Genomic DNA, 26,299 nt, shown 5'->3' on the forward strand with positions numbered 1-26,299 from the left:
GACCTTCGAATTTGCGACTGCTTCGCAGCCGAGCGCGAGCAAGCTCCCTCGCCACACATTATCGGGTGAACTCAATGCCGGCGTTTGAGGGTATCGGAAGGCAATTCACCGCACTGCTTGCGATAGCTGTCGGAGAACCGTCCCAAGTGCAGGAAGCAGACCATTATCCGTTTTGTGCAGTTTCAGGCGCGACTTCGACCTGTGGCGAGGGAGCTTGCTCCCGCTGGGTCGCGCAGCGGCCCCAAAACCTGCAACNNNAGACCATTATCCGTTTTGTGCAGTTTCAGGCGCGACTTCGACCTGTGGCGAGGGAGCTTGCTCCCGCTGGGTCGCGCAGCGGCCCCAAAACCTGCAACGTCGCTGAACCAGAARAACCGCGWCCTTCGAATTTGCGACTGCTTCGCAGCCGAGCGCGAGCAAGCTCCCTCGCCACACATTATCGGGTGAACTCAATGCCGGCGTTTGAGGGTATCGGAAGGCAATTCACCGAACTGCTTGCGATAGCTGTCACAGAACCGTCCCAGGTGCAGGAAGCAGACCATTATCCGTTTTGTGCAGTTTCAGGCGCGACTTCGACCTGTGGCGAGGGAGCTTGCTCCCGCTGGGTCGCGCAGCGGCCCCAAAACCTGCAACTTCGCTGAACCAGAAAAACCGCAACCACCGAATTTGCGACTGCTTCGCCGCCGAGCGCGAGCAAGCTCCCTCGCCGCACATTATCGGGTGAACTCAATGCCGGCGTTTGAGGGTATCGGAAGGCAATTCACCGAACTGCTTGCGATAGCTGTCGGAGAACCGTCCCAGGTGCAGGAAGCCATAGTCCATCGCCACTTCCGTCACATTGCGCACGTTGCAGGTCGGGTCGCTCAGGCAGGCGTTGATGCGCTCCAGGCGTTTCTGGCGCAGGTAGTTTTTCGGCGTGACGCCGGCATTGCGCTCGAACAGGCCATACAGCGAGCGCAAGCTCATGTGCGCCTGGCGCGCCAGTTCTTCGCTGTCGATGTCGCGCTTGAGGTTACTGGCGATGTAATCGGCAATGGCCTCGAACGTAGCCGTCTGTGAGCCCAGTTCAAGGCGGCAGACGTTGGTTTTCATCAGACTGAGCATCTTGCTGACGATGATCTGTGTGTAATGCTCTTGCACCCTGGGAATCTGCTCGGTGGACTCGGCCTCCTGGCAGATCATTGCCAGCAGGTTGACGAAACCTTCCAGTTCATTGAGCTGATAACGGTTCTCCACAAACCGCACGCCCTGCCCCGGATAGCGCCAGCGCTGCTCGTCACAGACCGACTCAAACAAGCGGGTCGGAATTTTGAGAATGAATTTTTCGCAATCGGCGGAATACGTCAGGTCGACAGGATCGTCAGGGTTGATCAGCAGCAATTCGCCGGGGGCAAAGTAATGCTCCTGGCCATGTCCACGCCACAGGCAGTTGCCGCGCAGCAGCACTTGCAGGTGATAAATGCTGTCCAGCGCACCGGACGTCACTCGCACACTGGCACCGTAACTGATACGGCACAGGTCGAGGCTGGCGAACTTGCGATGGTCCAGGCTGGCCAGCGGACTGCCAGCACGAGGCATGAGAATGCAATGATTACCGACGTGCTGATTGACGTAGCCCGAGACCGCATAAGGGTCGGCATGGTCGAAGACTCTGCTGCGCTGACTCAACAGTTGAGCTTGCATCATCGGGTCACTCTCGTTGTTGTTATATGTTGCGGTAATCCATTCTAGTACCGAACCCCCTGCAGGAGCGAGCAGGCTTGCTCCTACAGGGGGCGACGCGATCAGTCCTCGAGTGCGCGAACCCGCTCGTGACGCTGTTGCTCTTCAGGCTGGGCAGACGATTGCAGGGTGAAATCGAACTCGATTTCGGCAAAACGACCGCTGACACCGTAGGCCGCCGCGCGCTGCTGATCGTCGCTGAAGGTGATCTTGGCGATCAGCTCGTCTCGGGTGGCGTAGGCGAAATCGTCATGCAGGTACTTCTCGCCATCCAGGTTGATCTGGGTGGTCAGGTGGCGATGATCCGGCGCGGAAATGAAGAAGTGCACGTGCGCCGGACGCTGGCCATGACGGCCCAGTTGATCGAGCAATTGCTGGGTTGGACCGTCCGGTGGGCAACCGTAGCCCGACGGCACGATGCTGCGAAAGCGATAGCGGCCATCGGCGTCGGTGACGATGCGGCGACGCAGGTTGAATTCCGATTGGGTCGGGTCGAAGTACGAGTAGGTGCCACCGGTATTGGCGTGCCAGACGTCCACCACGGCACCGGCCAGCGGTTCGCCCGCCGTGTTGAACACGCGGCCTTGCATGAACAGGGTCACACCCGGATCGACGCCGTCATCCAGACGCGCTTCGCCTTGCGACAACGGTGCACCCGCCACGTACAGCGGGCCTTCGATGGTGCGCGGCGTGCCGCCGGATTTACCGGCCTGCTCGTCTTCGGCGTCCATCAACAGATCGAGGTAGTGTTCCAGGCCAAGCCCGGCCACCACCAGCCCGGCCTCTTGACGAGCACCCAGCACGTTCAGGTAATTGACCGCTTTCCAGAATTCTTCCGGGGTCACAGCGAGGTCTTCGATGATGTTCACCGAGTCACGCAGGATGCGGTAGATCAGCGCTTTGGTCCGTGGATTACCGGCATCGTTGTGCAGGCCGCTGGCCTCTTCGAGAAATTTCTGGACTTCGGCAGTGTGGGAGATCTTGACGTTCATTTTTGCAGGTTCCTCATCTTGTAATTATTAGGGTAGCGCGCTGAACAGGCTGGGCTCAGCGGTCATCGTCACGAATGGAAGAAGGATGCCGGCACATCGCGTCGATTTCGATGGCCATGTACGGGAACAGCGGCAGTTGCATCAGCAGGTCGTGCAATTCCTGAACGCTGTCGACATCGAATACGCTGTAATTGGCATAGTGCCCGGCGATGCGCCACAGGTGACGCCACTTGCCTTGATCTTGCAGGCGCAGCGCCAGGGCTTTCTCGTCAGCCTTCAATTTGGCCGCTGCTTCGGGGTTCATGTCGACCGGCAGGTTCACGGTCATTTTTACGTGGAACAGCATAATGCTCTCCTCAGGCTTGATGAATGGCGGTGGAGGTCTTGTCGCGGCGGAAATACGCCAGGCGTTCTTCATCCAGGCTCAGGCCCAGACCCGGGGTGTTCGGCACGTGGAGTTCGAAATCGCGGTAGACCAGCGGTTCGCTGAGAATGTCTTCAGTCAACAGCAACGGGCCGAACAGTTCAGTGTCCCACGCCAGTTTGTTCAAGGTGACGAAGGCGTGGGCCGACGCCATGGTGCCCAAACCACCTTCAAGCATGGTGCCGCCGTACAGGGCAATTCCCGCCGCTTCGGCGATAGAGGCAGTGCGCAATACGGCGCGCGGGCCACCATTCTTGGCGATCTTCAGGGCGAACACCGAAGCCGCGCCTTCGCGAGCCAGGTTGAACGCATCTTCCACGCACTCGATGGACTCGTCGGCCATGATCGGTGCCGGGCTCATGGCATTCAGGCGCGCCATGCCGGCACGGTTGTTGCGCGAGATCGGCTGTTCGATCAGGTCGATGCCATTGGTCCCCAGAATGCGGCAGGCACGCAACGCAACGGCTTCGTCCCACGCCTGATTGACGTCGACCCGCACACTGGCGCGGTCGCCCAGGGCTTTTTTGATAGCGATTACGTGGGCCAGATCGCGGTTGACCTCACCGGCGCCGATCTTCAGTTTGAAGATGCGGTGGCGGCGCAGATCGAGCATTTTTTCCGCTTCGGCGATGTCTTTTTCGGTGTCGCCACTGGCCAGGGTCCAGGCCACCGGCAGCGCATCACGCACACGGCCACCGAGCAGTTCACTGACCGGCAGCCCCAGGCGTTTACCCTGGGCATCGAGCAATGCGGTTTCAATCCCGGATTTAGCGAAGGTGTTGCCACGGATGCTGCGCTCCAGGCGCAACATGGCGGCGTTGACGTTGCCGCTGTCCTGGCCGATCAACAACGGTGCGAAGTGTTTGTCGATGTTGGTCTTGATGCTGTCCGGGCTTTCGTTGCCGTAGGCCAGACCACCGATGGTGGTGGATTCGCCGATGCCTTCGATGCCGTCGGCGCAACGTACACGAATGATCACCAGGGTCTGGTTCTGCATGGTGTGCATCGCCAGCTTGTGCGGGCGGATGGTCGGCAGATCGACGATGATCGTCTCGATCGATTCAATGGCGGTTGCTAGCATTTCAATACCCGTCAGGTTCTTGGAGTTCTGGAATCGATTCTCGTACGGCTTTTTTCTGGTTGCCAATATAGAATTGGTCTGACTTGATACCTTATAGGTATGAGAACAACTGACACCGGGAGGCTTCATGGAACTGCGGCACCTGCGCTATTTCCAGGTCTTGGCGCAAACCCTCAACTTCACCCGTGCCGCCGAACTGCTGCACATCGCCCAGCCACCGCTGAGCCGGCAGATCCAGCAGCTGGAAGATGAACTGGGGGTGATCCTGCTTGAACGCGGCCGCCCGTTGAAGCTGACCGACGCCGGGCGTTTTTTCCATGAGCACAGCAGCGCCCTGCTCGAGCAACTGAACAAGATTTGCGACAACACCCGTCGCATCGGGCTGGGGGAAAAAACCTGGCTGGGCATTGGTTTCGCGCCGTCGACGCTCTACGGCGTGCTCCCGGAACTGATCCGCCGTTTGCGCAGTGGAGAGCCGCTGGAGCTGGAGTTGGGGCTTTCGGAAATGACCACCCTACAACAGGTGCAAGCCCTCAAATCCGGACGCATCGACATCGGCTTCGGGCGCATCCGCATCGACGACCCGGCCATCGTACAGACCGTGCTGACCGAGGATCGCCTGGTGGCCGCCCTGCCCGCCGGGCATCCATTGCTGGCTGGCCCCATCAGCCTGCGCGACCTGGCCCGGGAACCCTTCGTGCTTTACCCCGGCAACCCGCGCCCCAGCTATGCCGATCACGTCATTGCGTTGTTCGAGTCCTACGGGGTCAGCATCCACGTGGCGCAATGGACCAACGAGCTGCAAACGGCGATCGGTCTGGTGGGGGCCGGGATCGGGGTCACGCTGGTGCCGGCCTCGGTGCAATTGCTGCACCGCGACGACATCGGATTCACGCCATTACTGGAAGACAACGCAACCTCGCCGATCATTCTCAGTCGGCGGGTGGGTGATGTGTCGCCCGGGTTGAGCCATTGCTTGCGGATGATTGACGAACTGCTGCCGCGAAGCTGAACTCAGCCGGCAAACGCCCGGCGCCCGGCGCTCATCTCGGTTCGCAACTCGCCAATCAGGTCGGAGATGGCGCGCACGCTGGTCAGTTGCTCGGTCGAAACGCCGTCGATCAGCAACTTGACGTCCCCGGAAATGGGTTCGAAAACCTCGATGCGCAACAATCCCAGGGTTTCCGTGCACTCGCAGGTCAGCGGTTCGAAACCGGACTCGACTATGTTGCAAAGTACTGAAATAGGAACCATGGCCGGTGCCTCGGCGACAGTTGAGTGGGTTGGATCCGTCTGAGCATAGATCGGCTTTGCCCGTTTTGCGCCAGCGAAAAGCGTTAAATACCTCTCACTTTGAACAAATTCTTCAATGAGGATTGTCCTTCCAGATCCAGTTCCAGACACCCGGCAGTTCAACCGGCTGCGCACTGTCGCGCAACGTACGCGCCATCGCCGCTCGTTGCAGCGCCGCTGTGTCGTCGTAGAACGGCTGGCTTGCGGTCCTGACGCCAGTCGCCCGGGCGCTGTCGAGCAAAATCTGCAGGTATTCACGGGTATGCCGGGCGGTGTAGCGATTGAGGTCATGGAAGGTCACCACGACCGGAATCACCCCGTCCACCACTGGCAGTTCACCACGGGCGATGCGCTCGCGTACTTCAGACATTGAACGCAGCATGTGCGAGCGGCGCCGCGGGCTGGCATTGAAGCCCCAGATCTTGCCGTCATTGGCACTCAGGTCGGTCAGCAACACCTGCAAGCCATGCTGCTGGTAGGCAGCGAAAGTGCGCTTGTCGTAACTCCAGAATGGCGGGCGAACCAGCGTGGGAGGCGTACCACTGATTGCGGCGATATCAGCACTGCCATCGGTGAGCGCTTGATCCAGTTCCTGCGCATCCAGAGAGCGATGATTGGTATGCGATGGCGTGGCGGTGTGGAAGGCCAGGATGTGCCCGGCATCGCGTTCGCGGTGCATGATTGCACGGCCGATCTCGCTGCCGCCCGCCCTTGATGCCCGGGTCTGCACGAAGAACACCGCCTTGATGCCCGGTTGCAGCGGATTGACTGCCAGACTGTCGAGCACGGTTTCAGTGGGGTTCCAGAAGCTCGATGCGGAAGGACCGTCATCGAAGGTCAGCAGGAAACGAATCGGTGGTTGCGCACGCAGCCGCTGTTCGGTTTGCGCGGTCATTTCGATGGGAGCCGCGATACAGCCCAGCAGACTGACGGCCATCGTGCATGTCATGAGTAGCTTGAACCAGTGTTTCATGTTTTGCCTTTGGCCAGACCCGTGCGGTCAACACGTCAAACGGCAAAATTCCTTCGCCCGTTCATCCATCTTCGGCCCGCAGGATACTGCGGGCCGAGCTTGGATAAGGGTACACAGTGTTTGGTTCCGGGGCTCGTTTACTGTGCCAGCGAACTTCGCCAAAAAGCCTCGTTCCTGGAATTTTTGTCCCAAACCAGGCAATGAGGCGGCTAAGCTGAAATCTCCTGCCGGAGGGTTCTACGATGTGCGGACGCTTGTCGCAATACCGGGGCATTCACGATTTCGTGGCGGTGCTGAGCATTCCCGACGCGCTGATCAATCACGTCGGCGATCAGCCTCTGGCGCGCTACAACGCGGCGCCTACCACCCAATTGGCGCTGCTGCATCGGGAGGATGACGGCCTGCATGCCGATTCACAGCGCTGGGGTTGGCGCCCGCACTGGGCCAGAGATCGGGCCGCGCCGATCAATGCGCGGGTCGAGAAAGTCGCCCACGGCCCGTTCTTCCGGGCGATCTGGCCTCACCGCGCAATCTGCCCGGTCGACAACTGGTTCGAATGGGTCGATGCCGGGGATGGCACGCGGCAGCCCTGGCTGATTCGACGACGTGATGGAGGACCGATCTTCTGTGCAGCCATCGGTCAATTCCCGGTGGGCGACGCACCGCCCAGAGAAGACGACGGCTTTGTCATCATTACCGCCGACAGCGCCGGCGGCATGCTCGATATCCATGACCGTCGGCCGGTGGTGTTTTCGGCAAAACTGGCGCAGGAGTGGCTGGACCCGGCCACACCTCGGGAGCGCGCGGAGCAAATGGTACTTCTGCAAGGTGAACCCAGTGACGTATTCAACTGGCACAAGGTCGACAAAGCGGTTGGCAATACCAGAAACCAGGGCTCGGATTTAATCGCTGAAGTGACCTGAGCCTGTCAATAACAACAATGATGCCTGCATAAACGTTAGTTATTACGGAAAATACAGATGCAAGTTGCATCTTGACTGTTTCTATTAACTAATATCGCAGTTGGCGTATTACCGCTGGTCTGACCAGAGCGTCGCTTTGCATACATTTTTTGTCGCTACCGCTACTATCCGCGCCGTATTTCCAGCTACGCCATCAGCTGACCAGAGAGTCAGCCCTTAAGGAAATCCCCTTACACTCAAGCCTTGCAGAGAACTAAATTGCGCGACGATTTTACAAATAATCATGTCGTGGGTCTGGCGTGTGTTTATCTTACAAAGACAGAACACTACCAACTCGACTGTTTTATCGGGCAATACATACAGACCCGTAACTTGCGTTCAATTCCCAATATCAACGAGGTCCTGAGTTCAACCCTCAAGAGCTACCCGGGCAAGCACCCGGTGATGGTTAACGAACTGAACGCCTGGATCGACAAGACATTGGGTTTTCGGGCCGCTCATCCCGACTTCATGCCGTCGGACGACGCCTGATTCCCGCGCTTGCAACCTTCGTATTAGCAGAGACTCAGTGAGTCTCTTTCATTTCGTGCCGTCCCTGTAGAGCAGCTTGCAGCAGCTCTACAGGGACGTATTTCGGTCAGGGTTTCAACGGGATTTCGATATCGCGATCCGACAGTTCGCGACTGTCGTCATGCTTCCAGGTCTTTTCCGATTTTCTCTGTTGCTCAAGCTCCTCTTCTGTCGGCTCATCCATGTCGTCGTCCGGGTCCGGACGCTTGGGGTCGTTCGCCATGTTCACCTCTCTTCCTGAAGGGATTGTTCGTCAGTTTTAAGCGTAGAACACATTCCTTTGCCCGGTTCACAGCCACCAGCGCAGCAAAAAGAAGAAGCCCATGCTCAACAACATGCTGAGCAAAGTGTTGCGGGTGTAGAGCACCAGGCCGACCGCCACCAATGAGCTGATCAGGTACGGGTTGTCCCATTGCAGGTTCAATTGCTTCTCGGGCATGAACACAATCGGCCCACAAATGGCGGTCAACATCCCGGGCACGGCGAAGCCGAGAAACTGCCGGGCATTACTGCTCAGGCGCACCGGCAGCCGCGGTTCGAGAAAGACGTAACGATTGAGAAACACCAGCACGCCCATGCCGATAATCACCGCCCAGACCATCATGTGCGTGCTCCCTGAAATTTATTGCAGATAAACCCGGCAGTCATGCCTGCCAGTCCCGACAGCACCAGTGCCGAGCCCCACTGCCAATAGCTGAACAGCACCGAGCAGAACAGCGAAACAGCCACGCAGACCACGGTTGGCACGTTGCGAACCACCGGGGTGATCAACGCAATGAACGTGGCGGCGATGGAGAAATCCAGCCCGATGTGTTCCAGGCCGGGAATGCTGCTGCCCAACACAATCCCGGCAAGAGTGAAGAGGTTCCAGGCAATGTAGAACGTCAGGCCGACACCCAAGGCGTACCAGCGGTCGAACTGCTGTTTGTCGTGCTGGCTGGTCAAGGCAAACAATTCGTCGGTGAGCAGGAACCCCAAGCCCACTCGCCAGCGACCCGGCAAGGGCGAAATCACCGAGCGCATGCTCATCCCGTACAGCAAATGCTGGGAAGTCAGCAACAGCGTGGTCAGCAGGATGGAAAAGACCCCGGCACCGCCCTTGAGCATGCCGATGGCCACCAGTTGCGCGGCGCCGGCAAATACGATGCTCGACAGCCCCTGCCCTTGCAGGGGCGTGAGATTGGCTTCGATGGCCATGGAGCCAGCCAACAAACCCCAGGGCGCGGTGGCCAGGGACAACGGCATGATCGCTGCCGCGCCACGAAGAAACGCGCTTCGCGGCAAGTGTGATTTGAACATAACGCTCTTAACCAGAAGAAAAGACATGCGACTTTGCCAGCAGTCGCGGCCGATGGCTCGAACAATCTTGCGCATTGCTACGAACCTGTTGCGCCCGAGTACCATAGAGCGATTGCCTGACACCTTCGAGAGTCGACATGCATTACCGAATCGCCGCCGATGGATTGGTGCTGTTTCACCTGGCGTTCATTGTGTTCGTCTTGTTCGGCGGGTTGTTGCTGCTCAAGTGGCGCCGTCTGATCTGGTGGCACCTGCCTTGCGTCGCGTGGGGTATCGCGGTGGAGTTGTTCCACCTGCCCTGCCCGTTGACGCGCTGGGAAAACCTGATGCGCCACGCCGCCGGGCAAAGCGGTTATGGCGCCGGTTTCATAGAGCATTATGTGTGGCCGCTGATTTATCCGAGCGGCCTGACCCCGGCGATTCAACTGGGGCTGGCGGGTCTGGTACTGCTGGTCAACGTGCTGGTCTATAGTCAGGTGATCAAACGGCGTTTCGCTTGAAAGAGCTTCACCGAAGCCACCGTGCCTGGTGGCGGTGGCGAGCAAGCGCAGACAGCGTCAGGTCCGGACTTCAATTGGCGATGACGCTCATGTTGCGGCCACTGGCCTTGGCCACATACAAGGCCTTGTCGGCAGCACCGATCAAGTCATCGGTAGCGCTTTGGGAAACCGCGTCGTAGCCACAGACTCCGACACTGACCGTCACCACGCCTTCGGGGCTCTCACTGTGCTCCAGGCCGCTGGCAAGCACCGCGCCACGGATTTTTTCCGCCAGCAAAAATGCCCCGACGTAATCGGTCCCGGGCAACACCACGGCAAACTCTTCACCACCGAAACGCGCCGCCAGATCACCGGGGCGCTTGATGGTATCGACGATGATCGCACTGATCTTGCGCAAGCACTCGTCGCCGGCCAAGTGACCGTAGCGATCATTGAAAGCCTTGAAATAATCGACATCGATCATCAACAGCGCGAGACCGGTCTGGTTGCGTCGGGCACGCCCGGCTTCGGCCTGAATGAACAGATCGAACTGACGCCGGTTGGCCAGCCCGGTGAGCGCGTCTTCCAGCGCCAACAGTTCCAGGTTGCGATTGACCTCCAGCAACTTGTCCTGGGCGCCGAGCAGTTCGGCCTGGATGCGATTTTGCTGTTTCATCAACTTGATCAGGCGATAACCCAGCACTCCCAGAAATGCCAGCAGCAACGAGACGATGGCGGCGCTGAGCAGCGACTCCTTGCGCCAGCTGGTCAACACTTCGTCTTTGTTCAACGCGGTAAAGACGATCAGCGGATAGCCTTCGACCCGACGATAGCCCGTCACTCGCTCGACGCCGTCGATGACCGATGTAATTGTCGCCGTTCCCGAACTGCTGACGGGCAGCAGTTGGGTGAACAGCGGACTCTTGCTCAGACTGGTACCGATGTCTGCGTCATGGAACGGTCTGCGCACGATAATGCTGGCATCGTCGGCGATCAGGCTGATCACACCGTTGCTGCCGATGTCGATGCTGTCGTACAGCTGCAGGAAGTGACTGAGATAAATGGTTGCCAGCGCTACGCCGGCGAAGCTGCCGTCAGGATGGTTGATCCGCCGCGACACGGTCAGGATCCATTCACCGCTGGAACGGCTCTTGATCGATGGGCCGATGTGTGGGCCGCGATCGGGATGGTCGCGATGGTAAATGAAGTATTCACGGTCGGAATTGTTGGCCACGCCCACTTCCGCGCCGTTTGAGTTGGCAATCCATTGCCCGGTTTCGTCATACACGAACAGGCCGTGAATCTGACTCAGTTCACTGCGCTGGGCACTGAGCAGGCGCTGCAAGCGACTGATCCGGCCGGCATCGAAGCCATCATTTTCGAGGCGATCGACCAAGGTAAACAGCAGCGTATCCGCCTGTTTGATCGTCGAACGCGCCTGCGAGGCCAGGGTCTGCGCAAGGTTGGACATCGCCACTTCCTTGTCGCGCAGATGGTACTGGCGAGAGCTCCAGGCCTCCCAGATGACAATCACCACCATCGACAGGCACACCGCAACCAGCAGCGTCACCGCGGAGCGAATCTTCAGTCGGGCAATGCCAGGCCGGCTGTTTTCGATACGATCGTAAATGGACGGATGCCCCATGCCGCTCGCTCCTTGATTATTGGAAATACCGAGGCTTCCTGCTCGATGTCTTCCCACTATGCCTTCCCCGGGATAGCCACACCATCGGGGTTAGCCTGATGTTCGCTTGACTGCCTCCAGCCACGCCGGATCCAGGCGCGGCTGCTCGGGATCAATGCCCAGCACTTGCATCCGCGCCGCGTGTTGCTGCATCTCCCGATTCAATGCGCCATGGTCGCTGGAATTGCCGTCCAGCTCGTGCATCTGGCTCAAGCCCAGATGATAGAACCGTAGCAGTTTCATAGCCGTCGGATCGCCCGCCTCCACGGCGGCTGTGACGTGGTGCATGACATTGGTGACGCTCATCAAGCTGCGCTTGAGTTGCCAACTATAGACCGCGGGCGCCATCCACTCCTGGGTCCAGAACACTTTGCGCATCAGTGCCGCCATCAGCAACACCGCGGCAAACACACCGCCGATGTTGAACCGCAGGTTGTCGCCGCCAGGTTCGCCGAACAACGCCACCGCCGCCGTCGAGAGCACCATCGCCAGCGCCACGAAGACTACGGCGATGATCAACGTGCTGCGCCGTGTCTGTTGACGGTAGGTTTGGGCGTCCATCGGCTGGATTTCGAACATGGCGTCGGGATTCCTTTTCTTCGGTGGTAAAAAGATTCTGCGTCAAAAAGACTGCGGGGCATTATCGCCTCTGCGAGGGATTTAGCTATGCTGGGGCTCCTTTTCATCTTTTCATCGTCAAACGGGGACATGGCGAGACCACGAAGTTCGTGCCATCTTCTTTCATGGATACACACTATTCGGATGCCATTCGTTGTTTCTGTGGGAATGACATCGTTTTAAGGATCATTGAATGACCCAACGACAAGTAATCAACGCCTCGGTCAGCCCGAAAGGCAGCCTGGAAACACTCTCCCAGCGGGAAGTCCAGCAACTGAGCGAAGCCGGATCCGGCAGTACCTACAACATCTTCCGCCAATGCGCCCTGGCCATCCTCAACACCGGCGCCCACGTCGACAACGCCAAGACCATCCTCGAAGCCTACAAGGACTTCGAAATCCGCATTCACCAACAGGACCGCGGCGTGCGCCTGGAATTGCTGAACGCCCCCGCCGATGCTTTCGTCGACGGCGAAATGATCGCCAGCACCCGTGAAATGCTGTTCAGCGCCCTGCGCGACATCGTCTACACCGAAAACGAACTCGACAGCCAACGCATCGACCTGAGCACCTCCCAGGGTATCAGCGACTACGTCTTCCACCTGCTGCGCAACGCCCGCACCCTGCGCCCCGGAGTCGAGCCGAAGATCGTGGTGTGCTGGGGCGGCCACTCGATCAACACCGAAGAATACAAATACACCAAGAAAGTCGGCCATGAACTGGGCCTGCGCAGCCTCGACGTCTGCACCGGTTGTGGCCCTGGCGTGATGAAAGGCCCGATGAAAGGCGCCACCATCGCCCACGCGAAACAGCGTATCCATGGCGGTCGTTACCTTGGCCTGACCGAACCGGGGATCATCGCCGCCGAGGCGCCGAACCCGATCGTCAACGAACTGGTGATCCTGCCAGACATCGAAAAACGCCTGGAAGCCTTCGTCCGCGTCGGCCACGGCATCATCATCTTCCCGGGCGGTGCCGGTACGGCGGAAGAATTTCTCTACCTGCTCGGCATCCTGATGCACCCGGACAACGCAGGCCTGCCCTTCCCGGTCATCCTCACCGGGCCTAAACACGCCGCACCGTACCTGGAGCAACTCGACGCCTTCGTCGGCGCCACCCTCGGTGAGGACGCCAAGCAGCATTATCAGATCATCATCGATGACCCGGCAGAAGTCGCCCGGCAGATGACTCTGGGCCTCAAAGCGGTCAAGCAGTTCCGCCGCGAGCGTAACGACGCGTTCCACTTCAACTGGTTGCTGAAAATCGACGAAGGCTTCCAGCGCCCGTTCGACCCAACCCACGAAAACATGGCCAACCTCAAACTGAGCCGCGACCTGCCAGCCCACGAACTGGCTGCCAACCTGCGCCGCGCGTTCTCAGGCATCGTCGCCGGCAACGTCAAGGACAAGGGCATTCGCCTGATCGAACAACACGGCCCCTACCAGATCCGCGGTGACGCCGCGATCATGCAGCCGCTGGACCTGCTGCTCAAAGCCTTCGTTGCCCAACACCGGATGAAACTCCCGGGTGGCGCGGCTTATGTGCCGTGTTATCGCGTGGTTGCCTGACTCAAGCAATAGACCCAAGCCGAAGCCTTGGCTTCGGCTTGTTGTCTTTGTGGCCACAGAACGCCTGAATGCAATGCCGGGTCGGCCACTCCTCCTGTAGGAGCAAGGCTTGCCCGCGATGACGTAGTATCAGTCGACATCACTGTGGGTTGTCCCACCGTCATCGCGGGCAAGCCTTGCTCCTACAAGGGCGATACGGCAAAAAGCTTCACCGTTGCCCAAAAATGCACAACCGACGAAGAACAAGAGAATCGATTCATGGACCACGTCAACCACATCCTGATCGTTGATGATGACCGCGAAATTCGCGAACTGGTGGGCAACTACCTGAAAAAGAACGGCCTGCGCACCACCATGGTCGCCGACGGCCGGCACATGCGCAGCTTCCTCGAAACCAATCAGGTCGACCTGATCGTCCTCGATATCATGCTGCCCGGCGATGGCGGCCTGGTCCTGTGCCGCGAGCTGCGCTCAGGCAAACACAAAGCCACGCCCATCCTGATGCTCACTGCGCGCAATGACGAGACCGACCGCATACTCGGCCTGGAAATGGGCGCCGACGACTACCTGACCAAACCCTTCGCCGCCCGGGAACTGCTGGCCAGGATCAACGCTGTTCTGCGCCGTACCCGGATGCTGCCACCCAACCTATTAGTCACTGAAACCGGCCGCCTGCTCGGTTTCGGCCGCTGGCGCCTGGATACCACCGCCCGTCACCTGTTGGATGAAGACGATACCCTGGTCGCCCTCAGTGGCGCCGAGTACCGATTGCTTCGCGTGTTCCTCGATCACCCACAACGGGTGCTGAGCCGAGATCAACTGCTCAACCTGACCCAGGGCCGCGACGCCGACCTGTTCGACCGTTCCATCGACTTGCTGGTCAGCCGCTTGCGCCAGCGACTCAAGGACGATTCACGGGAGTCGACCTACATCAAGACGGTACGCAGCGAGGGCTATGTTTTTTCCTACCCGGTGGAAATGCTCGATGCGCAGGTATAAGCGTTAACCGAAGGTTTTGTATCCGTTTGTATAAGATACTTCCCGGGATACGTAAAAGCCGATTTCGAGCGTTTCAGGCACACATCAGCGATACACCCCGGCGTTTAACTGTGAACACCAGATAGCACGAGCTACTGACCCCCTCACACTTAAGCGCACGGAGAATTACCCATGATCAACTTCTCGAAAGTTTCGTCCCTGGCACTCGGCCTCGCATTGGTGGGCGGTCTTGGTCTGTCGAACCTGGCATCGGCGAATACGTCGAATACCGTTTCCCACAGCCAGATCCAGTCGCTACTGGCAGAAGGCGGTTCGGACCGGTTGCAACAAAATCGCGTGGCCGAAGGGGGTTCTGACCGGCTGATCCAGAACCGCGTGGCCGAAGGTGGCTCTGATCGCCTGATCCAGAACCGCGTGGCCGAAGGGGGTGCCGATCGCCTGATCCAGAACCGCGTAGCCGAAGGGGGTGCCGATCGCCTGCAAGAACTGCGCGAACGCGTCGCCTCGATCCCGAGCAACGCCGTGCGCGGTGGCGTAATCGTCGCCGAAAATCGCGCCGAGTTCGGCTCCAAGTATCAGCGCTACTGATCGCGACTGACCTGACAACACAGTCCCTGTGGGAGCTAGCGCCCACAGGGCTGCCGCATCATCGCCGAAAGATCATTGTTCTCGATAACGACTATGCGTCAGGGTGTTTTCTCATCGCGATGCTCCAGCACTACAGTGGCCACATCTTCTCCCCACACTCTGGAGCAACACCATGAAAAGCATCATCGGTCTTGGATTCGCCCTCTCGGTTCTCGGCGCTACTTCCGCCATCGCCGCCCCACACGCGACTGCGCCAGCCGTTGCAGCAGCCAAAGTCAGCCAACCGGCCACGCTGAACGTGAACACCGTCGGCGTTGACCAGAAAGACAACCAGGCGAGCAAGCTCTATGTCGCAGAGAACCGCCCCGAGTTCGGCTCCAAATATCAGCGTTATTGATCAACGGCCTTGGGCTGCTTGAAACAGGAAACCCCGCCAAACAAGCGGGGTTTCTTCATTTGTGGTGTGTGGTGTGTGTGGTGTGGCGAGCNGTTATTGATCAACGGCCTTGGGCTGCTTGAAACAGGAAACCCCGCCAAACAAGCGGGGTTTCTTCATTTGTGGTGTGTGGTGTGTGTGGTGTGGCGAGCGAGCTTGCTCGCGCTGGGCTGCGCAGCGGCCCCCAGGKTTTTGTGAGCGCTACGCACTCAAGCGCGAGCAAGCTCGCTCGCCACAACGTCATCCCCGAAAGACAACTGGCGAGCAAGCTCTATGTCCCCTGAGTTCCGCTCCAATTATCAGCGTTATTGATCAACGGCCTTGGGCTGCTTGAAACAGGAAACCCCGCCAAACAAGCGGGGTTTCTTCATTTGTGGTGTGTGGTGTGTGTGGTGTGGCGAGCAAGCTCTATGTCCCCTGAGTTCCGCTCCAATTATCAGCGTTATTNTCGCGCTGGGCTGCGCAGCGGCCCCAGGTTTTTGTGAGCGCTACGCACTCAAGCGCGAGCAAGCTCGCTCGCCACAACTTCATTCCCCGAAAGACAACAGGCGAGCAAGCTCTATGTCCCTGAATTCGGCTCCAAATATCAGCGTTATTGATCAACGGCCTTGGGCTGCTTGAAACGGGAAACTCCGCCAAACAAGCGGGGTTTCTTCATTTGTGGTGTGTGGTGTGTGGTGTGTGGTGTGGTGTGGCGAGCGAACTTGCTCGCGCTGGGCTGCGCAGCGGCCCCAGGTTTTTGTGAGCGCTACGCACTCAAGCGCGAGCAAGCTCGCTCGCCACAACTTCATTCCCCGAAAGACAACAAGGAAACCCCGCCAAACAAGCGGGGTTTCTTCATTTGTGGTGTGTGGTGTGTGTGGTGTGGCGAGCGAGCTTGCTCGCGCTGGGCTGCGCAGCGGCCCCAGGTTTTTGTGAGCGCTACGCACTCAAGCGCGAGCAAGCTCGCTCGCCACAACTTCATTCCCCGAAAGACAACTGGCGAGCAAGCTCTATGTCCCCTGAGTTCGGCTCCAAATATCAGCGTTATTGATCAACGGCCTTGGGCTGCTTGAAACAGGAAACTCCGCCAAACAAGCGGGGTTTCTGCATTTGTGCGGTGGTTCGGTGTGGTGTGGCGAGCGAGCTTGCTCGCGCTGGGCGCGCAGCGGCCCCAGGTTTTTGTGAGCGCTACGCACTCAAGCGCGAGCAAGCTCGCTCGCCACAACGTCATTCCCCGAGCATTTGCGATGTCACCAGACGAGCGGCTAGGGCCTTGGCCTGGCTTGCGACGTCAGTGACCGCCGTACTTTCCCACCACATCCCGCGCAATGGCGGCCCCATGGCGAACAACCGATCGGAAGTCCGCCCTTCGGCGTCCAGCAGCGCACCGTCTGCTTCGGCGGCAATTCCCAGCGCCAATGGCCCGGGCCGAATCAGCCCACGTGCCAGCAATTGCTGGGGCAATGGCCGCGCGACCCGTCGCCAGTCGTACTCGATGCCACTGGAGTTGATCAACGCCGCGCCACTGACGACAACCGTTTGCGCTTCACCTCTGCGACGAATACGAATGCTCACGCCACCGTTCGCAGCAGGCTCCAGCCCTTTGAACGATGCGGCTTGAATCCGCAACCGCCCTTCCCCGTGCAAGCGCTCCACCAGTTCGGCGCTCAGGGGTGGCGAGCGGTGGTGATGGCTTTCCCACCATGGTCGCACGTGGCGGACAAACTGTCGGCGCTGCACATCGGTCGCCTGATTCCACAAGCGACCGATATGCGCGCGCACCGTATCCAGCGGCGCTTGCCAGTCGATGCCCTGGGCGATGGCTTCGCGGCAATGTCGACGCAGTTCGCGCATCAACTGGCGAGGTGTGCGGATACTGTGGTCCTGCGCGAGAAAATCCACCCAGGCCGGTGGTTGCCGCCGCACGTGGGGCAGCAAGCCGTGACGGGAAAACACCTCGATCGGCCCGCGATGCCCGGCCTGTTCCAACGACACCACGGCATCGACCATGGTCAGGCCAGAGCCGATGATCAGCACTGTCGACTGTGGATCGAGCTGCTGCATCGCAGCCACATCCCACGGATCGAGCGCCGCCGCATTCAAGCCACTGGATTGGGTTTGCGGTGTGCGCGCGGCGGGGAACATTCCGGTGGCGAGCACCGCGAAAGAGCCCTGCAAGCGCTGGCCGTCGCTCAAATGCAAGCGCACCGATTGCACATCGGTTTGCAGATCCACCACCTCGGCGCGCACATGTTCGACCGTCGAACCGTGCAGAGCGCCCACCACCTGCGCCTCGGCCAGACGCTGCTGCACATACAGGCCGAATATGCCGCGCGGCGGGAACAATTCACTGATCGGCACAGACTGCTCTTCCGATTCCGGCCAGCCACCGGCGGCAATGTATTCGGTCAGCCATTGGGTCAGGTCATCGGCGTTGTCCGGGTCGACACTCATGCGCGCGGCGTTGCCGTTGAGCGTATGGCCCAGCTCCACAGCGCTGTAGGCCTCGCCGCGGCCAAGTTCGGCGCGCGGTTCGATCACCAGCAAGTTGCGCTTGCCCGGCAGACGCAACAACTGCGCCGCCAACATCGCGCCGCTGAGGCCACCACCGATGATCAGGATGTCCGCGTGACGGATGGCGTCGGGCGCCTGTCCGCTTTGGGTTTCACTCATGCCGTTCTCACTGTTCCCTGTTTACCTGAGTAGACATCATGCAATTCGCCTTGACCAGCAACTCGCTGACGCCACTGGACTGGCTCAAATCACCACGTTACGCACGAACCGCACCGCCACCGAACCATCGTTGCGATAGGAATGCGGCTGGTTACTGGAGAACATGAAAAACTCACCAGCGGCGATCGTGTGCGGTACATCGCCCACCATCACGGTGAGGCAACCTTCGAAGACGTAGAACTGCTCGCTCCAGCCATCGGCATCCGGCTCCGACGGATAATGCTCGCCCGGTTCAAGGCGCCATTCCCACAGTTCGACTTCTCGGGTGGCATTGGCCTTGGCCAGCAATACGGCCTTGCTGCCAGGGATCGTACCGGCCCAGGCCAGTTCGTTGATGCGGCTATGGTCGCGGGCATCGGGCGCCTGGATCAGATCGCTGAACGCCACGTCCAACGCCTCGGCCACACGGTCGAGCGTGGTCAGGCTGACGTTCTTTTCACCGGCTTCGATAGCCACCAGCATGCGGCGGCTGACACCGGACTTTTCCGCCAAAGCACTCTGGCTCATGTCGGCGGCATGACGCAGACGTCGGACGTTCTGGCTGACGTGCTGGAGGACCGAAGCCCGTTGAGTGGAATCTTTGTGCACTATATTGCTCACTTGATGGTGTTGCGCAGTATACTGCCCAACTTCCGGCGCATTGTGCGTCCCCCTCAGGTAGCACGCAAGATCATGACGTCGGCGAACACCTCTCAGAATTCCTCCCGCTTCCTTCGGCTCAGCAAGGCCGAATGCGTACTGGTGTTGATCACCATGGTCTGGGGCGGGACCTTTTTGCTGGTCCAGCATGCGATGACCGTCAGCGGTCCGATGTTTTTCGTCGGCCTGCGCTTTGCCGCTGCCGCCATCATCGTCGCCTTGTTCTCCTGGCGCAGCCTGCGACAACTTACTTTGTTCGAACTCAAGGCCGGCGCCTTTATCGGCGTGGCAATCATGCTCGGTTACGGCTTGCAGACCGTTGGCTTGCAGAGTATTCCCAGCAGCCAGTCGGCGTTCATTACTGCGCTTTACGTGCCTTTTGTACCATTGCTGCAATGGCTGGTGCTGGGCCGTCGACCGGGGCTGATGCCGAGCATCGGGATCATGTTGGCGTTTACCGGATTGATGCTGCTGTCGGGGCCTTCCGGCGCTGAGCTGAATTTCAGCCCCGGTGAAATTGCCACATTGATCAGCGCGATTGCCATTGCGGCGGAGATCATTCTGATCAGCAACTTTGCCGGCCAGGTCGATGTTAAACGCGTGACGGTAGTGCAACTGGCAGTCACTTCCCTGCTGTCGTTCCTGATGGTGGTGCCGACCCAGGAACATATTCCGGACTTCTCCTGGCTACTGCTGTGCAGCGCCTTGGGGTTGGGCGCGGCAAGTGCGGCGATCCAGGTGGCGATGAACTGGGCACAGAAGAGCGTTTCGCCGACCCGCGCCACGTTGATTTATGCCGGCGAGCCGGTGTGGGCCGGGATTGTCGGCCGCATTGCCGGGGAACGTTTGCCGGCAATTGCACTGCTGGGAGCCGGGTTGATTGTGGCGGCGGTGATTGTCAGTGAGTTGAAGACCAAGGGTAAGGCGGCTGTTGAAATCGAGGACGATCTGGACCGCGAAGCGGAGCATTGATCGTTCCCACGCTTTGCGTGGGAATGCAGCCCGGGACGCTCCGCGTCCCTTTACAGCCGGACTCGGAGCGTCCATTGAGGCACTCCCACGCAAAGCGTGGGAACGATCGGCAAAGCTGTTGCTTGAAACCATGTGAAACAGGCTTTTTCCGTCTACCTTGTAGGATTCTGCGACAGCTTGGCGTTTGGTGATCCGGGAGCTGGCACGTATGATGCTTCACAAACTTCCGCAGATTAGAAGCCTATGTCCCTGATAGTTCTACTGCTTCTGCCTTTCATGGGCAGCTGTCTGGCAGCAGTGCTGCCACACAATGCGCGTAATACCGAATCGCTGCTGGCTGGCCTGGTTGCCCTGATCGGCACCGTCCAGGTCGCCCTCCTGTACCCGCAAATCGCCGATGGCGGCGTGATCCGTGAAGAATTCTTCTGGCTGCCGAGCCTGGGGCTGAATTTCGTCCTGCGCATGGACGGTTTTGCCTGGCTGTTTTCGATGCTGGTGCTGGGCATCGGCGCGCTGGTGTCGCTGTACGCCCGTTACTACATGTCGCCGGATGATCCGGTGCCACGGTTCTTCGCGTTTTTCCTGGCGTTCATGGGGGCCATGCTGGGGCTGGTGATCTCGGGCAACCTGATCCAGATGGTATTTTTCTGGGAGCTGACCAGCCTCTTTTCGTTCCTGTTGATCGGCTACTGGCACCACCGCGCCGATGCGCGGCGTGGCGCCTACATGGCGTTGATGGTCACCGGCGCCGGCGGATTGTGCCTGCTGGCGGGGGTCATGTTGCTCGGCCATGTGGTCGGCAGCTACGACCTGGACAAGGTCCTGGCCGCCGGCGAGCTGATTCGCGCACATGCCCTCTACCCTATCCTGCTCCCCCTGATCCTGATCGGCGCACTGAGCAAAAGTGCGCAGTTCCCCTTCCACTTCTGGCTGCCCCACGCCATGGCGGCGCCGACACCGGTGTCGGCCTATCTGCACTCGGCGACCATGGTCAAGGCCGGTGTGTTTCTGCTGGCGCGGCTCTGGCCTTCGCTGTCCGGCAGTGAAGAATGGTTCTACATCGTCAGCGGCGCCGGGGCCTGCACCCTGTTGCTCGGTGCCTACTGCGCGATGTTCCAGAACGACCTCAAGGGTCTGCTGGCCTATTCGACCATCAGCCACCTGGGCCTGATCACCCTGCTGCTCGGCCTGAACAGCCCGCTGGCCGCCGTCGCCGCGGTGTTCCACATTCTCAACCACGCCACGTTCAAGGCCTCATTGTTCATGGCCGCCGGGATCATCGACCACGAAAGCGGCACCCGCGACATTCGTAAACTCAGCGGCCTGGTCAAACTGATTCCGTTTACCGCAACCCTGGCCATGGTCGCCAGCGCCTCCATGGCCGGCGTGCCATTGCTCAACGGCTTTCTCTCGAAGGAAATGTTCTTCGCCGAAACCGTGTTCATCAACGCCACGGCCTGGGTCGAAGCGACGTTGCCGATCGTCGCGACCATCGCCGGGACCTTCAGCGTCGCCTACTCCCTGCGCTTCACCGTGGATGTGTTCTTCGGCCCGCCCGCCACCGATTTGCCCCACACCCCGCATGAGCCGCCGCGCTGGATGCGCGCGCCGGTCGAGCTGCTAGTGTTCACTTGCCTGGTGGTCGGGATCTTCCCCGCGCAAGTGGTCGGCCCGTTGCTGGCGGCGGCGGCGCAGCCGGTGGTTGGCGGTCAATTGCCGGAGTACAGCTTGGCCATCTGGCATGGCCTGAACGCGCCGATGATCATGAGCCTGATCGCCATGTCCTGTGGTGTGCTGCTCTACCTGCTGTTGCGCAACCAGCTCAAGCGCGGTCGCTTCAGCCATCCGCCGCTGGTGGGTCGATTGAACGGCAAGCGCCTGTTCGAACTGACGCTGGTGCTCAAGATGCACATGGCCCGGCGCCTGGAACGGCGCATCAGCACCAAGCGACTGCAAACCCAATTGTTCCTGATGGTGCTGGCCGCCGTGTTGGCCGGGTTGATACCGATGCTGCACAGCAGCTTGAGCTGGGGCGACCGGCCGAAGATTCCGGGTTCGATCGTATTCGTCATCCTCTGGTTGCTGGCGATTGCCTGCGCGCTTGGCGCGGCGTATCAGGCCAAGTATCACCGGCTTGCGGCCCTGACCATGGTCAGTGTCTGCGGTCTGATGACCTGTGTGACTTTCGTCTGGTTCTCGGCGCCGGACCTGGCCCTGACACAACTGGTGGTCGAAGTGGTGACCACGGTGCTGATCCTGCTGGGCCTGCGCTGGTTGCCGCGACGGATCGAAGAGGTTTCGCCACTGCCGAGCAGCCTGCGCAAGGCGCGCATCCGGCGTATCCGTGACCTGTTGCTGTCGATCGTGGTCGGCGGCGGCATGGCGTTGCTGTCGTACGCGATGCTGACGCGCCAGACACCCAACGACATTTCTTCGTTCTACCTCAGCCGAGCCTTGCCCGAAGGTGGCGGCAGCAACGTGGTCAACGTCATGCTGGTGGACTTCCGCGGCTTCGATACCCTCGGCGAAATCACCGTACTGGCGGCTGTGGCGCTGACGGTGTTCGCCCTGCTGCGGCGGTTCCGCCCACCGAAAGAAAGCCTGCAATTGCCCGCCCAACAGCGTTTGCTCGCGCCTGACGTGGTCACCGACCTGGTCAACCCGCGTCATGCCAGCGACACCGCGCTCGGCTTCATGATGGTGCCGGCGGTGCTGGTGCGCCTGTTGCTGCCGATTGCGCTGGTGGTGTCGTTCTACCTGTTCATGCGTGGGCACAACCAACCGGGCGGCGGCTTTGTTGCCGGGCTGGTGATGTCGGTGGCGTTCATCCTGCAATACATGGTTGCCGGTACCCAGTGGGTCGAGGCGCAAATGAGCCTGCGGCCGCTGCGCTGGATGAGCGTCGGCCTGCTGTTCGCCACACTCACCGGTCTCGGTGCGATGGTGGTCGGCTATCCGTTCCTGACCACGCATACCTGGCATTTCGACCTGCCGCTACTGGGCGATATTCACCTCGCCAGCGCACTGTTCTTCGACGTTGGCGTGTATGCGGTGGTGGTCGGTTCGACGCTGTTGATCCTCACAGCGCTGGCGCACCAATCGGTCCGCGGTCACAAAACCGCGGCCCAGCCGAAACCCGTCGCCATCAAGGAGGCCGTCTGATGGAAGAAGTCATCGCAATCGCCATCGGCGTCCTGGCCGCGTCCGGCGTCTGGTTGATCCTGCGTCCACGGACGTTCCAGGTGGTCATGGGTCTGTGCCTGCTGTCCTACGGCGTCAACCTGTTCATCTTCAGCATGGGCAGCCTGTTCATCGGCAAAGAGCCGATCATCAAGGACGGCGTACCGCAGGACCTGCTGCACTACACCGATCCATTGCCGCAAGCGCTGGTGCTGACGGCGATTGTCATCAGTTTCGCCATGACCGCGCTGTTTCTGGTGGTTTTGCTGGCCTCCCGGGGCCTGACCGGCACCGACCATGTGGATGGCCGGGAGCCTAAAGAATGAATGCAATGACGCACCTGATCGCCGCGCCCATCCTGCTACCGCTGCTGACCGCCGCGATCATGCTGATGCTCGGCGAGAAACATCGCCCGCTCAAAGCCAAAATCAATCTGTTTTCCAGCCTGCTCGGACTCGGCATCTCCGTTCTGCTGCTGCAATGGACGCAAACCACTGACGTGCCCGGCTCCATCGGCGTGTACCTGCCGGGTAACTGGCAAGTGCCGTTCGGCCTGGTGCTGGTGGTCGATCGTCTGTCTGCGTTGATGCTGGTGCTCACCGGGATCATCGGCGTCTGCGCCCTGCTGTTCGCCATGGCGCGCTGGGACAGCGCCGGCTCGAGCTTCCACGCGCTGTTCCAGATTCAGTTGATGGGCTTGTATGGCGCGTTCCTCACGGCGGACCTGTTCAACCTGTTCGTGTTCTTCGAGGTGCTGTTGGCCGCTTCTTATGGCCTGATGCTGCATGGGTCGGGTCGGGCGCGTGTGTCTTCGGGGTTGCATTACATCTCGATCAACCTATTGGCCTCGACCCTGTTCCTGATCGGTGCAGCGCTGATCTACGGTGTCACCGGTACCCTGAACATGGCGGACCTGGCACTGAAAATCCCGCTGGTACCGCAAGCCGATCGCGGACTGCTGCATGCCGGCGCGGGGATTCTGGCGGTAGCGTTCCTGGCCAAGGCCGGCATGTGGCCGTTGAACTTCTGGCTGGTGCCGGCGTATTCATCGGCGAGCGCGCCGGTCGCCGCGATGTTTGCGATCATGACCAAGGTCGGCATCTATACCCTGCTGCGCCTGTGGACGCTGCTGTTTTCCGGACAGGCCGGAGCGTCGGCGTACTTCGGTGGTGACTGGCTGATCTACGGCGGCATGGCAACCATCATTTGCGCAGCGGTGGCGATCATTGCCGCGCAGCGCCTGGAACGCATGGCCAGCCTGAGCATTCTGGTGTCGGCGGGGATTCTGCTGTCGGCCATTGGCTTCGCCCAGCCCAACCTGATTGGCGCGGCATTGTTTTATCTGGTCAGTTCGACCCTGGCCTTGAGCGCGCTGTTCCTGCTGGCCGAGTTGATCGAACGTTCGCGCTCGGCCAACGAAATCCCGCTGGAGGATGAAAACGAGATGCTGCCGCGGCCGCTGGAATCGCTGCATCCGGCCAAAGGCATCAACCTCGACGACGACCGCAAAGCCGTGGTCGGCCAAGTGATTCCATGGACCATGGCATTTCTCGGCCTGAGCTTCATCGCCTGCGCCTTGCTGATCATCGGCATGCCGCCGCTGTCCGGGTTCATCGGTAAACTGAGCCTGCTCAGCGCCCTGCTCAATCCCATGGGTTTGGGCAATGGCAGTGGAGCGCCGATCTCGAATGCCGCATGGGGTTTGCTGGCATTGCTGATTCTTTCCGGGCTGGCCTCGCTGCTGGCTTTTTCGCGGCTGGGCATCCAGCGTTTCTGGACCCCGGCAGAACGGCCATCGCCCGTGCTGCGGCGCTTGGAGTGCGTGCCGATTTTCGCCCTGCTGGGGTTGAGCATTGCGCTGACCTTCCAGGCCGAGCCGCTGTTGCGTTATACCCAGGCAGCCGCCCACGCCTTGAACAACCCGCAGCAATACGTGATGGCCGTGCTCGGCACCCGCGCGGTGCCAGGTCCGCAAGCCAGGGCTGCGCTGCTGGAGGTTCAACCATGAAGCGTCTGTTTCCTGCGCCGTGGTTGTCACTGGCCCTGTGGCTGTTGTGGCTGGCGCTGAACCTGTCGATGAGCCCCGGCAACCTGCTGCTGGGCGCCGTGCTTGGGGTCTGTGCGCCACTGATGATGCGCAAGTTGCGCCCGCTGCCGATCCGCATTCGCCGACCGGGGGTGATCCTGCGCCTGTTCCTGGTGGTGGGCCGTGATGTGCTGGTGTCCAACCTGGCCGTGGCCTGGGGCGTGCTGACTGCCGGCCGCCGTCCGCCCCGCTCACGCTTCGTGAAAGTGCCGCTGGACCTGCGCGATGCCAATGGCCTGGCCGCGCTGTCAATGATCTGCACCGTGGTGCCCGGCACAGTCTGGTCGGAACTGGCGCTGGACCGCAGCATTTTGTTGCTGCACGTTTTCGATCTGGATGACGAAGCGCAGTTCATTGAACACTTCAAGGTGACTTACGAGCGCCCGCTGATGGAGATCTTCGAATGAGTCCCCTGCTGTCGAACGCGATTTTGCTCAGCCTGTTCCTGTTTTCCGTGGCGATGATCCTTACGCTTATCCGCCTGTTCAAAGGTCCATCAGCCCAGGATCGGGTTCTGGCGCTGGATTATCTGTACATCATCGCGATGCTGATGATGCTGACCCTGGGCATTCGCTATGCCAGTGACACGTATTTTGAAGCGGCGCTGTTGATCGCGCTGTTTGGCTTCGTCGGCTCGTTTGCCCTGGCGAAATTCCTGCTGCGCGGCGAGGTGATCGAATGAACGCAGAACTGTCTCTCTGGGTGGAAATTCCGGTGGCTATCCTGCTGGTGCTCGGCGGCCTGTTCGCGCTGATTGGCGCCACGGGATTACTGCGCATGAAGGACTACTTCCAGCGCATGCATCCGCCGGCCCTGGCTTCGACGTTGGGCGCATGGTGCGTGGCCTTGGCTTCGATCATCTACTTTTCGGCGTTGAAGTCCACGCCGGTGCTGCATGCCTGGCTGATCCCGATCCTGCTGGCGATCACCGTACCGGTCACGACATTGTTACTGGCGCGGGCGGCACTCTTTCGCAAGCGCATGGCTGGGGATGATGTGCCGGCCGAGGTTTCGAGTCGGCGTACGGAAAACACATAGGAGCGAGCCTACAGGTTGGCT

At 60.1% G+C, this 26,299-nt stretch carries 28 protein-coding genes; 15 read left to right on the forward strand and 13 right to left on the reverse strand.

The window, feature by feature from the left end:
- Nucleotides 1-726: 726 nt before the first annotated feature.
- From ASD60_RS25825 to ASD60_RS25840, 4 genes are all read right to left on the reverse strand, one after another.
- A complete protein-coding gene (locus ASD60_RS25825) occupies nt 727-1,686 on the reverse strand; it encodes an AraC family transcriptional regulator (protein WP_056856694.1) in 960 nt (319 codons plus the stop codon).
- A 98-nt stretch (nt 1,687-1,784) separates the two neighbouring features.
- Nucleotides 1,785-2,714 carry a catechol 1,2-dioxygenase gene (catA, locus tag ASD60_RS25830; protein ID WP_056856695.1) on the reverse strand — a complete coding sequence of 310 codons (930 nt, stop codon included), beginning with the start codon at nt 2,712-2,714 and terminating at the stop codon, nt 1,785-1,787.
- Nucleotides 2,715-2,769: 55 nt separating this feature from the next.
- On the reverse strand, nt 2,770-3,060 hold the full coding sequence (gene catC / locus ASD60_RS25835; RefSeq protein ID WP_034150962.1) for a muconolactone Delta-isomerase: 291 nt from the start codon (nt 3,058-3,060) through the stop codon (nt 2,770-2,772).
- A gap of 10 nt (nt 3,061-3,070) precedes the next feature.
- Nucleotides 3,071-4,219, reverse strand: coding sequence for a muconate cycloisomerase family protein (locus tag ASD60_RS25840; protein WP_056856696.1), 1,149 nt, complete (start codon nt 4,217-4,219; stop codon nt 3,071-3,073).
- Nucleotides 4,220-4,346: 127 nt separating this feature from the next.
- On the opposite strand from ASD60_RS25840, the gene ASD60_RS25845 reads away from it, so the two are divergent.
- Nucleotides 4,347-5,231, forward strand: a complete 885-nt coding sequence (locus ASD60_RS25845) for a LysR family transcriptional regulator (RefSeq protein WP_056856697.1) — start codon at nt 4,347-4,349, stop codon at nt 5,229-5,231.
- Between the two features lie 2 nt (nt 5,232-5,233).
- Here the strand turns inward: ASD60_RS25845 and ASD60_RS25850 are convergent, their stop codons facing one another.
- Both ASD60_RS25850 and ASD60_RS25855 read right to left on the reverse strand, forming a co-directional pair.
- Nucleotides 5,234-5,473 (reverse strand): DUF1652 domain-containing protein, encoded by a 240-nt coding sequence (locus tag ASD60_RS25850; RefSeq protein WP_056856698.1) that lies wholly within the window; start codon nt 5,471-5,473, stop codon nt 5,234-5,236.
- Nucleotides 5,474-5,585: 112 nt separating this feature from the next.
- Nucleotides 5,586-6,485 (reverse strand): polysaccharide deacetylase family protein, encoded by a 900-nt coding sequence (locus tag ASD60_RS25855; RefSeq protein ID WP_056856699.1) that lies wholly within the window; start codon nt 6,483-6,485, stop codon nt 5,586-5,588.
- Nucleotides 6,486-6,727: 242 nt separating this feature from the next.
- On the opposite strand from ASD60_RS25855, the gene ASD60_RS25860 reads away from it, so the two are divergent.
- Both ASD60_RS25860 and ASD60_RS25865 read left to right on the forward strand, forming a co-directional pair.
- The gene (locus tag ASD60_RS25860; RefSeq protein WP_056856700.1) at nt 6,728-7,408 is read left to right on the forward strand and encodes an SOS response-associated peptidase family protein; all 681 of its coding nucleotides are present in this window, start codon (nt 6,728-6,730) and stop codon (nt 7,406-7,408) included.
- 258 nt (nt 7,409-7,666) lie between these two features.
- A complete protein-coding gene (locus ASD60_RS25865) occupies nt 7,667-7,939 on the forward strand; it encodes a hypothetical protein (protein WP_056856912.1) in 273 nt (90 codons plus the stop codon).
- 106 nt (nt 7,940-8,045) lie between these two features.
- Here the strand turns inward: ASD60_RS25865 and ASD60_RS29225 are convergent, their stop codons facing one another.
- From ASD60_RS29225 to ASD60_RS25875, 3 genes are all read right to left on the reverse strand, one after another.
- Nucleotides 8,046-8,201, reverse strand: a complete 156-nt coding sequence (locus ASD60_RS29225; RefSeq protein ID WP_177336608.1) for a hypothetical protein — start codon at nt 8,199-8,201, stop codon at nt 8,046-8,048.
- Between the two features lie 66 nt (nt 8,202-8,267).
- Nucleotides 8,268-8,579 (reverse strand): AzlD domain-containing protein, encoded by a 312-nt coding sequence (locus ASD60_RS25870; RefSeq protein WP_162130447.1) that lies wholly within the window; start codon nt 8,577-8,579, stop codon nt 8,268-8,270.
- Nucleotides 8,579-9,277 carry an AzlC family ABC transporter permease gene (locus ASD60_RS25875; RefSeq protein WP_056856913.1) on the reverse strand — a complete coding sequence of 233 codons (699 nt, stop codon included), beginning with the start codon at nt 9,275-9,277 and terminating at the stop codon, nt 8,579-8,581. The genes ASD60_RS25870 and ASD60_RS25875 overlap by 1 nt, the downstream gene beginning before the upstream one ends.
- 137 nt (nt 9,278-9,414) lie before the next feature.
- Here ASD60_RS25875 and ASD60_RS25880 point away from each other — a divergent pair, with 137 nt between their 5' ends.
- Nucleotides 9,415-9,777: a DUF2784 domain-containing protein gene (locus tag ASD60_RS25880; protein ID WP_056856701.1), complete on the forward strand. Its 363-nt coding sequence runs from the start codon at nt 9,415-9,417 to the stop codon at nt 9,775-9,777.
- A 70-nt stretch (nt 9,778-9,847) separates the two neighbouring features.
- Here ASD60_RS25880 and ASD60_RS25885 read toward each other — a convergent pair whose 3' ends face one another.
- Both ASD60_RS25885 and ASD60_RS25890 read right to left on the reverse strand, forming a co-directional pair.
- The gene (locus ASD60_RS25885) at nt 9,848-11,401 is read right to left on the reverse strand and encodes a sensor domain-containing diguanylate cyclase (RefSeq protein WP_056856702.1); all 1,554 of its coding nucleotides are present in this window, start codon (nt 11,399-11,401) and stop codon (nt 9,848-9,850) included.
- Nucleotides 11,402-11,491: 90 nt separating this feature from the next.
- The gene (locus tag ASD60_RS25890; protein ID WP_056856703.1) at nt 11,492-12,019 is read right to left on the reverse strand and encodes a DUF3087 domain-containing protein; all 528 of its coding nucleotides are present in this window, start codon (nt 12,017-12,019) and stop codon (nt 11,492-11,494) included.
- A gap of 232 nt (nt 12,020-12,251) precedes the next feature.
- Between ASD60_RS25890 and ppnN the strand changes: the two genes are divergently transcribed.
- The 4 genes from ppnN (at nt 12,252) to ASD60_RS25910 (ending at nt 15,609) form a co-directional block, all read left to right on the forward strand.
- Complete coding sequence (gene ppnN / locus ASD60_RS25895; protein ID WP_056856704.1) at nt 12,252-13,625, forward strand: nucleotide 5'-monophosphate nucleosidase PpnN; 1,374 nt, start codon at nt 12,252-12,254, stop codon at nt 13,623-13,625.
- Between the two features lie 258 nt (nt 13,626-13,883).
- Nucleotides 13,884-14,624: a response regulator gene (locus tag ASD60_RS25900; protein WP_056856705.1), complete on the forward strand. Its 741-nt coding sequence runs from the start codon at nt 13,884-13,886 to the stop codon at nt 14,622-14,624.
- Between the two features lie 171 nt (nt 14,625-14,795).
- Nucleotides 14,796-15,212, forward strand: coding sequence for a hypothetical protein (locus ASD60_RS25905; protein WP_056856706.1), 417 nt, complete (start codon nt 14,796-14,798; stop codon nt 15,210-15,212).
- Nucleotides 15,213-15,384: 172 nt separating this feature from the next.
- Nucleotides 15,385-15,609 carry a hypothetical protein gene (locus ASD60_RS25910; RefSeq protein ID WP_056856707.1) on the forward strand — a complete coding sequence of 75 codons (225 nt, stop codon included), beginning with the start codon at nt 15,385-15,387 and terminating at the stop codon, nt 15,607-15,609.
- Nucleotides 15,610-16,857: 1,248 nt separating this feature from the next.
- On the opposite strand, the gene ASD60_RS25915 is transcribed toward ASD60_RS25910, so the two are convergent.
- Together ASD60_RS25915 and ASD60_RS25920 are read right to left on the reverse strand one after the other, a co-directional pair.
- Nucleotides 16,858-18,303: an FAD/NAD(P)-binding protein gene (locus ASD60_RS25915; RefSeq protein WP_056856708.1), complete on the reverse strand. Its 1,446-nt coding sequence runs from the start codon at nt 18,301-18,303 to the stop codon at nt 16,858-16,860.
- Nucleotides 18,304-18,387: 84 nt separating this feature from the next.
- A complete protein-coding gene (locus ASD60_RS25920; RefSeq protein WP_056856709.1) occupies nt 18,388-18,951 on the reverse strand; it encodes a helix-turn-helix domain-containing protein in 564 nt (187 codons plus the stop codon).
- A 15-nt stretch (nt 18,952-18,966) separates the two neighbouring features.
- Between ASD60_RS25920 and ASD60_RS25925 the strand changes: the two genes are divergently transcribed.
- The 7 genes from ASD60_RS25925 to ASD60_RS25955 all read left to right on the forward strand — a co-directional run bounded on the left by ASD60_RS25925 (nt 18,967) and on the right by ASD60_RS25955 (nt 26,278).
- Nucleotides 18,967-19,974, forward strand: coding sequence for a DMT family transporter (locus tag ASD60_RS25925; RefSeq protein WP_177336613.1), 1,008 nt, complete (start codon nt 18,967-18,969; stop codon nt 19,972-19,974).
- A 243-nt stretch (nt 19,975-20,217) separates the two neighbouring features.
- Nucleotides 20,218-23,136 carry a monovalent cation/H+ antiporter subunit A gene (locus ASD60_RS25930; protein ID WP_056856711.1) on the forward strand — a complete coding sequence of 973 codons (2,919 nt, stop codon included), beginning with the start codon at nt 20,218-20,220 and terminating at the stop codon, nt 23,134-23,136.
- Nucleotides 23,136-23,480 (forward strand): Na+/H+ antiporter subunit C, encoded by a 345-nt coding sequence (locus tag ASD60_RS25935; protein WP_007986256.1) that lies wholly within the window; start codon nt 23,136-23,138, stop codon nt 23,478-23,480. Before ASD60_RS25930 ends, ASD60_RS25935 begins: the two co-directional genes overlap by 1 nt.
- A complete protein-coding gene (locus tag ASD60_RS25940; protein ID WP_056856712.1) occupies nt 23,477-25,162 on the forward strand; it encodes a monovalent cation/H+ antiporter subunit D in 1,686 nt (561 codons plus the stop codon). Before ASD60_RS25935 ends, ASD60_RS25940 begins: the two co-directional genes overlap by 4 nt.
- A complete protein-coding gene (locus tag ASD60_RS25945; protein ID WP_056856713.1) occupies nt 25,159-25,647 on the forward strand; it encodes a Na+/H+ antiporter subunit E in 489 nt (162 codons plus the stop codon). Before ASD60_RS25940 ends, ASD60_RS25945 begins: the two co-directional genes overlap by 4 nt.
- Nucleotides 25,644-25,922, forward strand: coding sequence for a K+/H+ antiporter subunit F (locus ASD60_RS25950; RefSeq protein ID WP_056856714.1), 279 nt, complete (start codon nt 25,644-25,646; stop codon nt 25,920-25,922). Before ASD60_RS25945 ends, ASD60_RS25950 begins: the two co-directional genes overlap by 4 nt.
- Nucleotides 25,919-26,278, forward strand: a complete 360-nt coding sequence (locus ASD60_RS25955) for a Na+/H+ antiporter subunit G (protein WP_056856715.1) — start codon at nt 25,919-25,921, stop codon at nt 26,276-26,278. Before ASD60_RS25950 ends, ASD60_RS25955 begins: the two co-directional genes overlap by 4 nt.
- The last annotated feature ends 21 nt before the right edge of the window (nt 26,279-26,299 follow it).

The sequence above is a fragment of the Pseudomonas sp. Root562 genome, from assembly GCF_001427125.1.
GTDB lineage: Bacteria > Pseudomonadota > Gammaproteobacteria > Pseudomonadales > Pseudomonadaceae > Aquipseudomonas.

Excerpts from the sequence above, each read along its gene's own strand:
- ASD60_RS25825 (WP_056856694.1), bottom strand. The coding sequence starts at position 1,686 with ATGATGCAAGCTCAACTGTTGAGTCAGCGCAGCAGAGTCTTCGACCAT.
- catA (WP_056856695.1), bottom strand. The coding sequence starts at position 2,714 with ATGAACGTCAAGATCTCCCACACTGCCGAAGTCCAGAAATTTCTCGAA.
- catC (WP_034150962.1), bottom strand. The coding sequence starts at position 3,060 with ATGCTGTTCCACGTAAAAATGACCGTGAACCTGCCGGTCGACATGAAC.
- ASD60_RS25840 (WP_056856696.1), bottom strand. The coding sequence starts at position 4,219 with ATGCTAGCAACCGCCATTGAATCGATCGAGACGATCATCGTCGATCTG.
- ASD60_RS25845 (WP_056856697.1), top strand. The coding sequence starts at position 4,347 with ATGGAACTGCGGCACCTGCGCTATTTCCAGGTCTTGGCGCAAACCCTC.
- ASD60_RS25850 (WP_056856698.1), bottom strand. The coding sequence starts at position 5,473 with ATGGTTCCTATTTCAGTACTTTGCAACATAGTCGAGTCCGGTTTCGAA.
- ASD60_RS25855 (WP_056856699.1), bottom strand. The coding sequence starts at position 6,485 with ATGAAACACTGGTTCAAGCTACTCATGACATGCACGATGGCCGTCAGT.
- ASD60_RS25860 (WP_056856700.1), top strand. The coding sequence starts at position 6,728 with ATGTGCGGACGCTTGTCGCAATACCGGGGCATTCACGATTTCGTGGCG.
- ASD60_RS29225 (WP_177336608.1), bottom strand. The coding sequence starts at position 8,201 with ATGGCGAACGACCCCAAGCGTCCGGACCCGGACGACGACATGGATGAG.
- ASD60_RS25870 (WP_162130447.1), bottom strand. The coding sequence starts at position 8,579 with ATGGTCTGGGCGGTGATTATCGGCATGGGCGTGCTGGTGTTTCTCAAT.
- ASD60_RS25875 (WP_056856913.1), bottom strand. The coding sequence starts at position 9,277 with ATGTTCAAATCACACTTGCCGCGAAGCGCGTTTCTTCGTGGCGCGGCA.
- ASD60_RS25880 (WP_056856701.1), top strand. The coding sequence starts at position 9,415 with ATGCATTACCGAATCGCCGCCGATGGATTGGTGCTGTTTCACCTGGCG.
- ASD60_RS25885 (WP_056856702.1), bottom strand. The coding sequence starts at position 11,401 with ATGGGGCATCCGTCCATTTACGATCGTATCGAAAACAGCCGGCCTGGC.
- ASD60_RS25890 (WP_056856703.1), bottom strand. The coding sequence starts at position 12,019 with ATGTTCGAAATCCAGCCGATGGACGCCCAAACCTACCGTCAACAGACA.
- ppnN (WP_056856704.1), top strand. The coding sequence starts at position 12,252 with ATGACCCAACGACAAGTAATCAACGCCTCGGTCAGCCCGAAAGGCAGC.
- ASD60_RS25900 (WP_056856705.1), top strand. The coding sequence starts at position 13,884 with ATGGACCACGTCAACCACATCCTGATCGTTGATGATGACCGCGAAATT.
- ASD60_RS25905 (WP_056856706.1), top strand. The coding sequence starts at position 14,796 with ATGATCAACTTCTCGAAAGTTTCGTCCCTGGCACTCGGCCTCGCATTG.
- ASD60_RS25910 (WP_056856707.1), top strand. The coding sequence starts at position 15,385 with ATGAAAAGCATCATCGGTCTTGGATTCGCCCTCTCGGTTCTCGGCGCT.
- ASD60_RS25915 (WP_056856708.1), bottom strand. The coding sequence starts at position 18,303 with ATGAGTGAAACCCAAAGCGGACAGGCGCCCGACGCCATCCGTCACGCG.
- ASD60_RS25925 (WP_177336613.1), top strand. The coding sequence starts at position 18,967 with ATGGTGTTGCGCAGTATACTGCCCAACTTCCGGCGCATTGTGCGTCCC.
- ASD60_RS25930 (WP_056856711.1), top strand. The coding sequence starts at position 20,218 with ATGTCCCTGATAGTTCTACTGCTTCTGCCTTTCATGGGCAGCTGTCTG.
- ASD60_RS25935 (WP_007986256.1), top strand. The coding sequence starts at position 23,136 with ATGGAAGAAGTCATCGCAATCGCCATCGGCGTCCTGGCCGCGTCCGGC.
- ASD60_RS25940 (WP_056856712.1), top strand. The coding sequence starts at position 23,477 with ATGAATGCAATGACGCACCTGATCGCCGCGCCCATCCTGCTACCGCTG.
- ASD60_RS25945 (WP_056856713.1), top strand. The coding sequence starts at position 25,159 with ATGAAGCGTCTGTTTCCTGCGCCGTGGTTGTCACTGGCCCTGTGGCTG.
- ASD60_RS25950 (WP_056856714.1), top strand. The coding sequence starts at position 25,644 with ATGAGTCCCCTGCTGTCGAACGCGATTTTGCTCAGCCTGTTCCTGTTT.
- ASD60_RS25955 (WP_056856715.1), top strand. The coding sequence starts at position 25,919 with ATGAACGCAGAACTGTCTCTCTGGGTGGAAATTCCGGTGGCTATCCTG.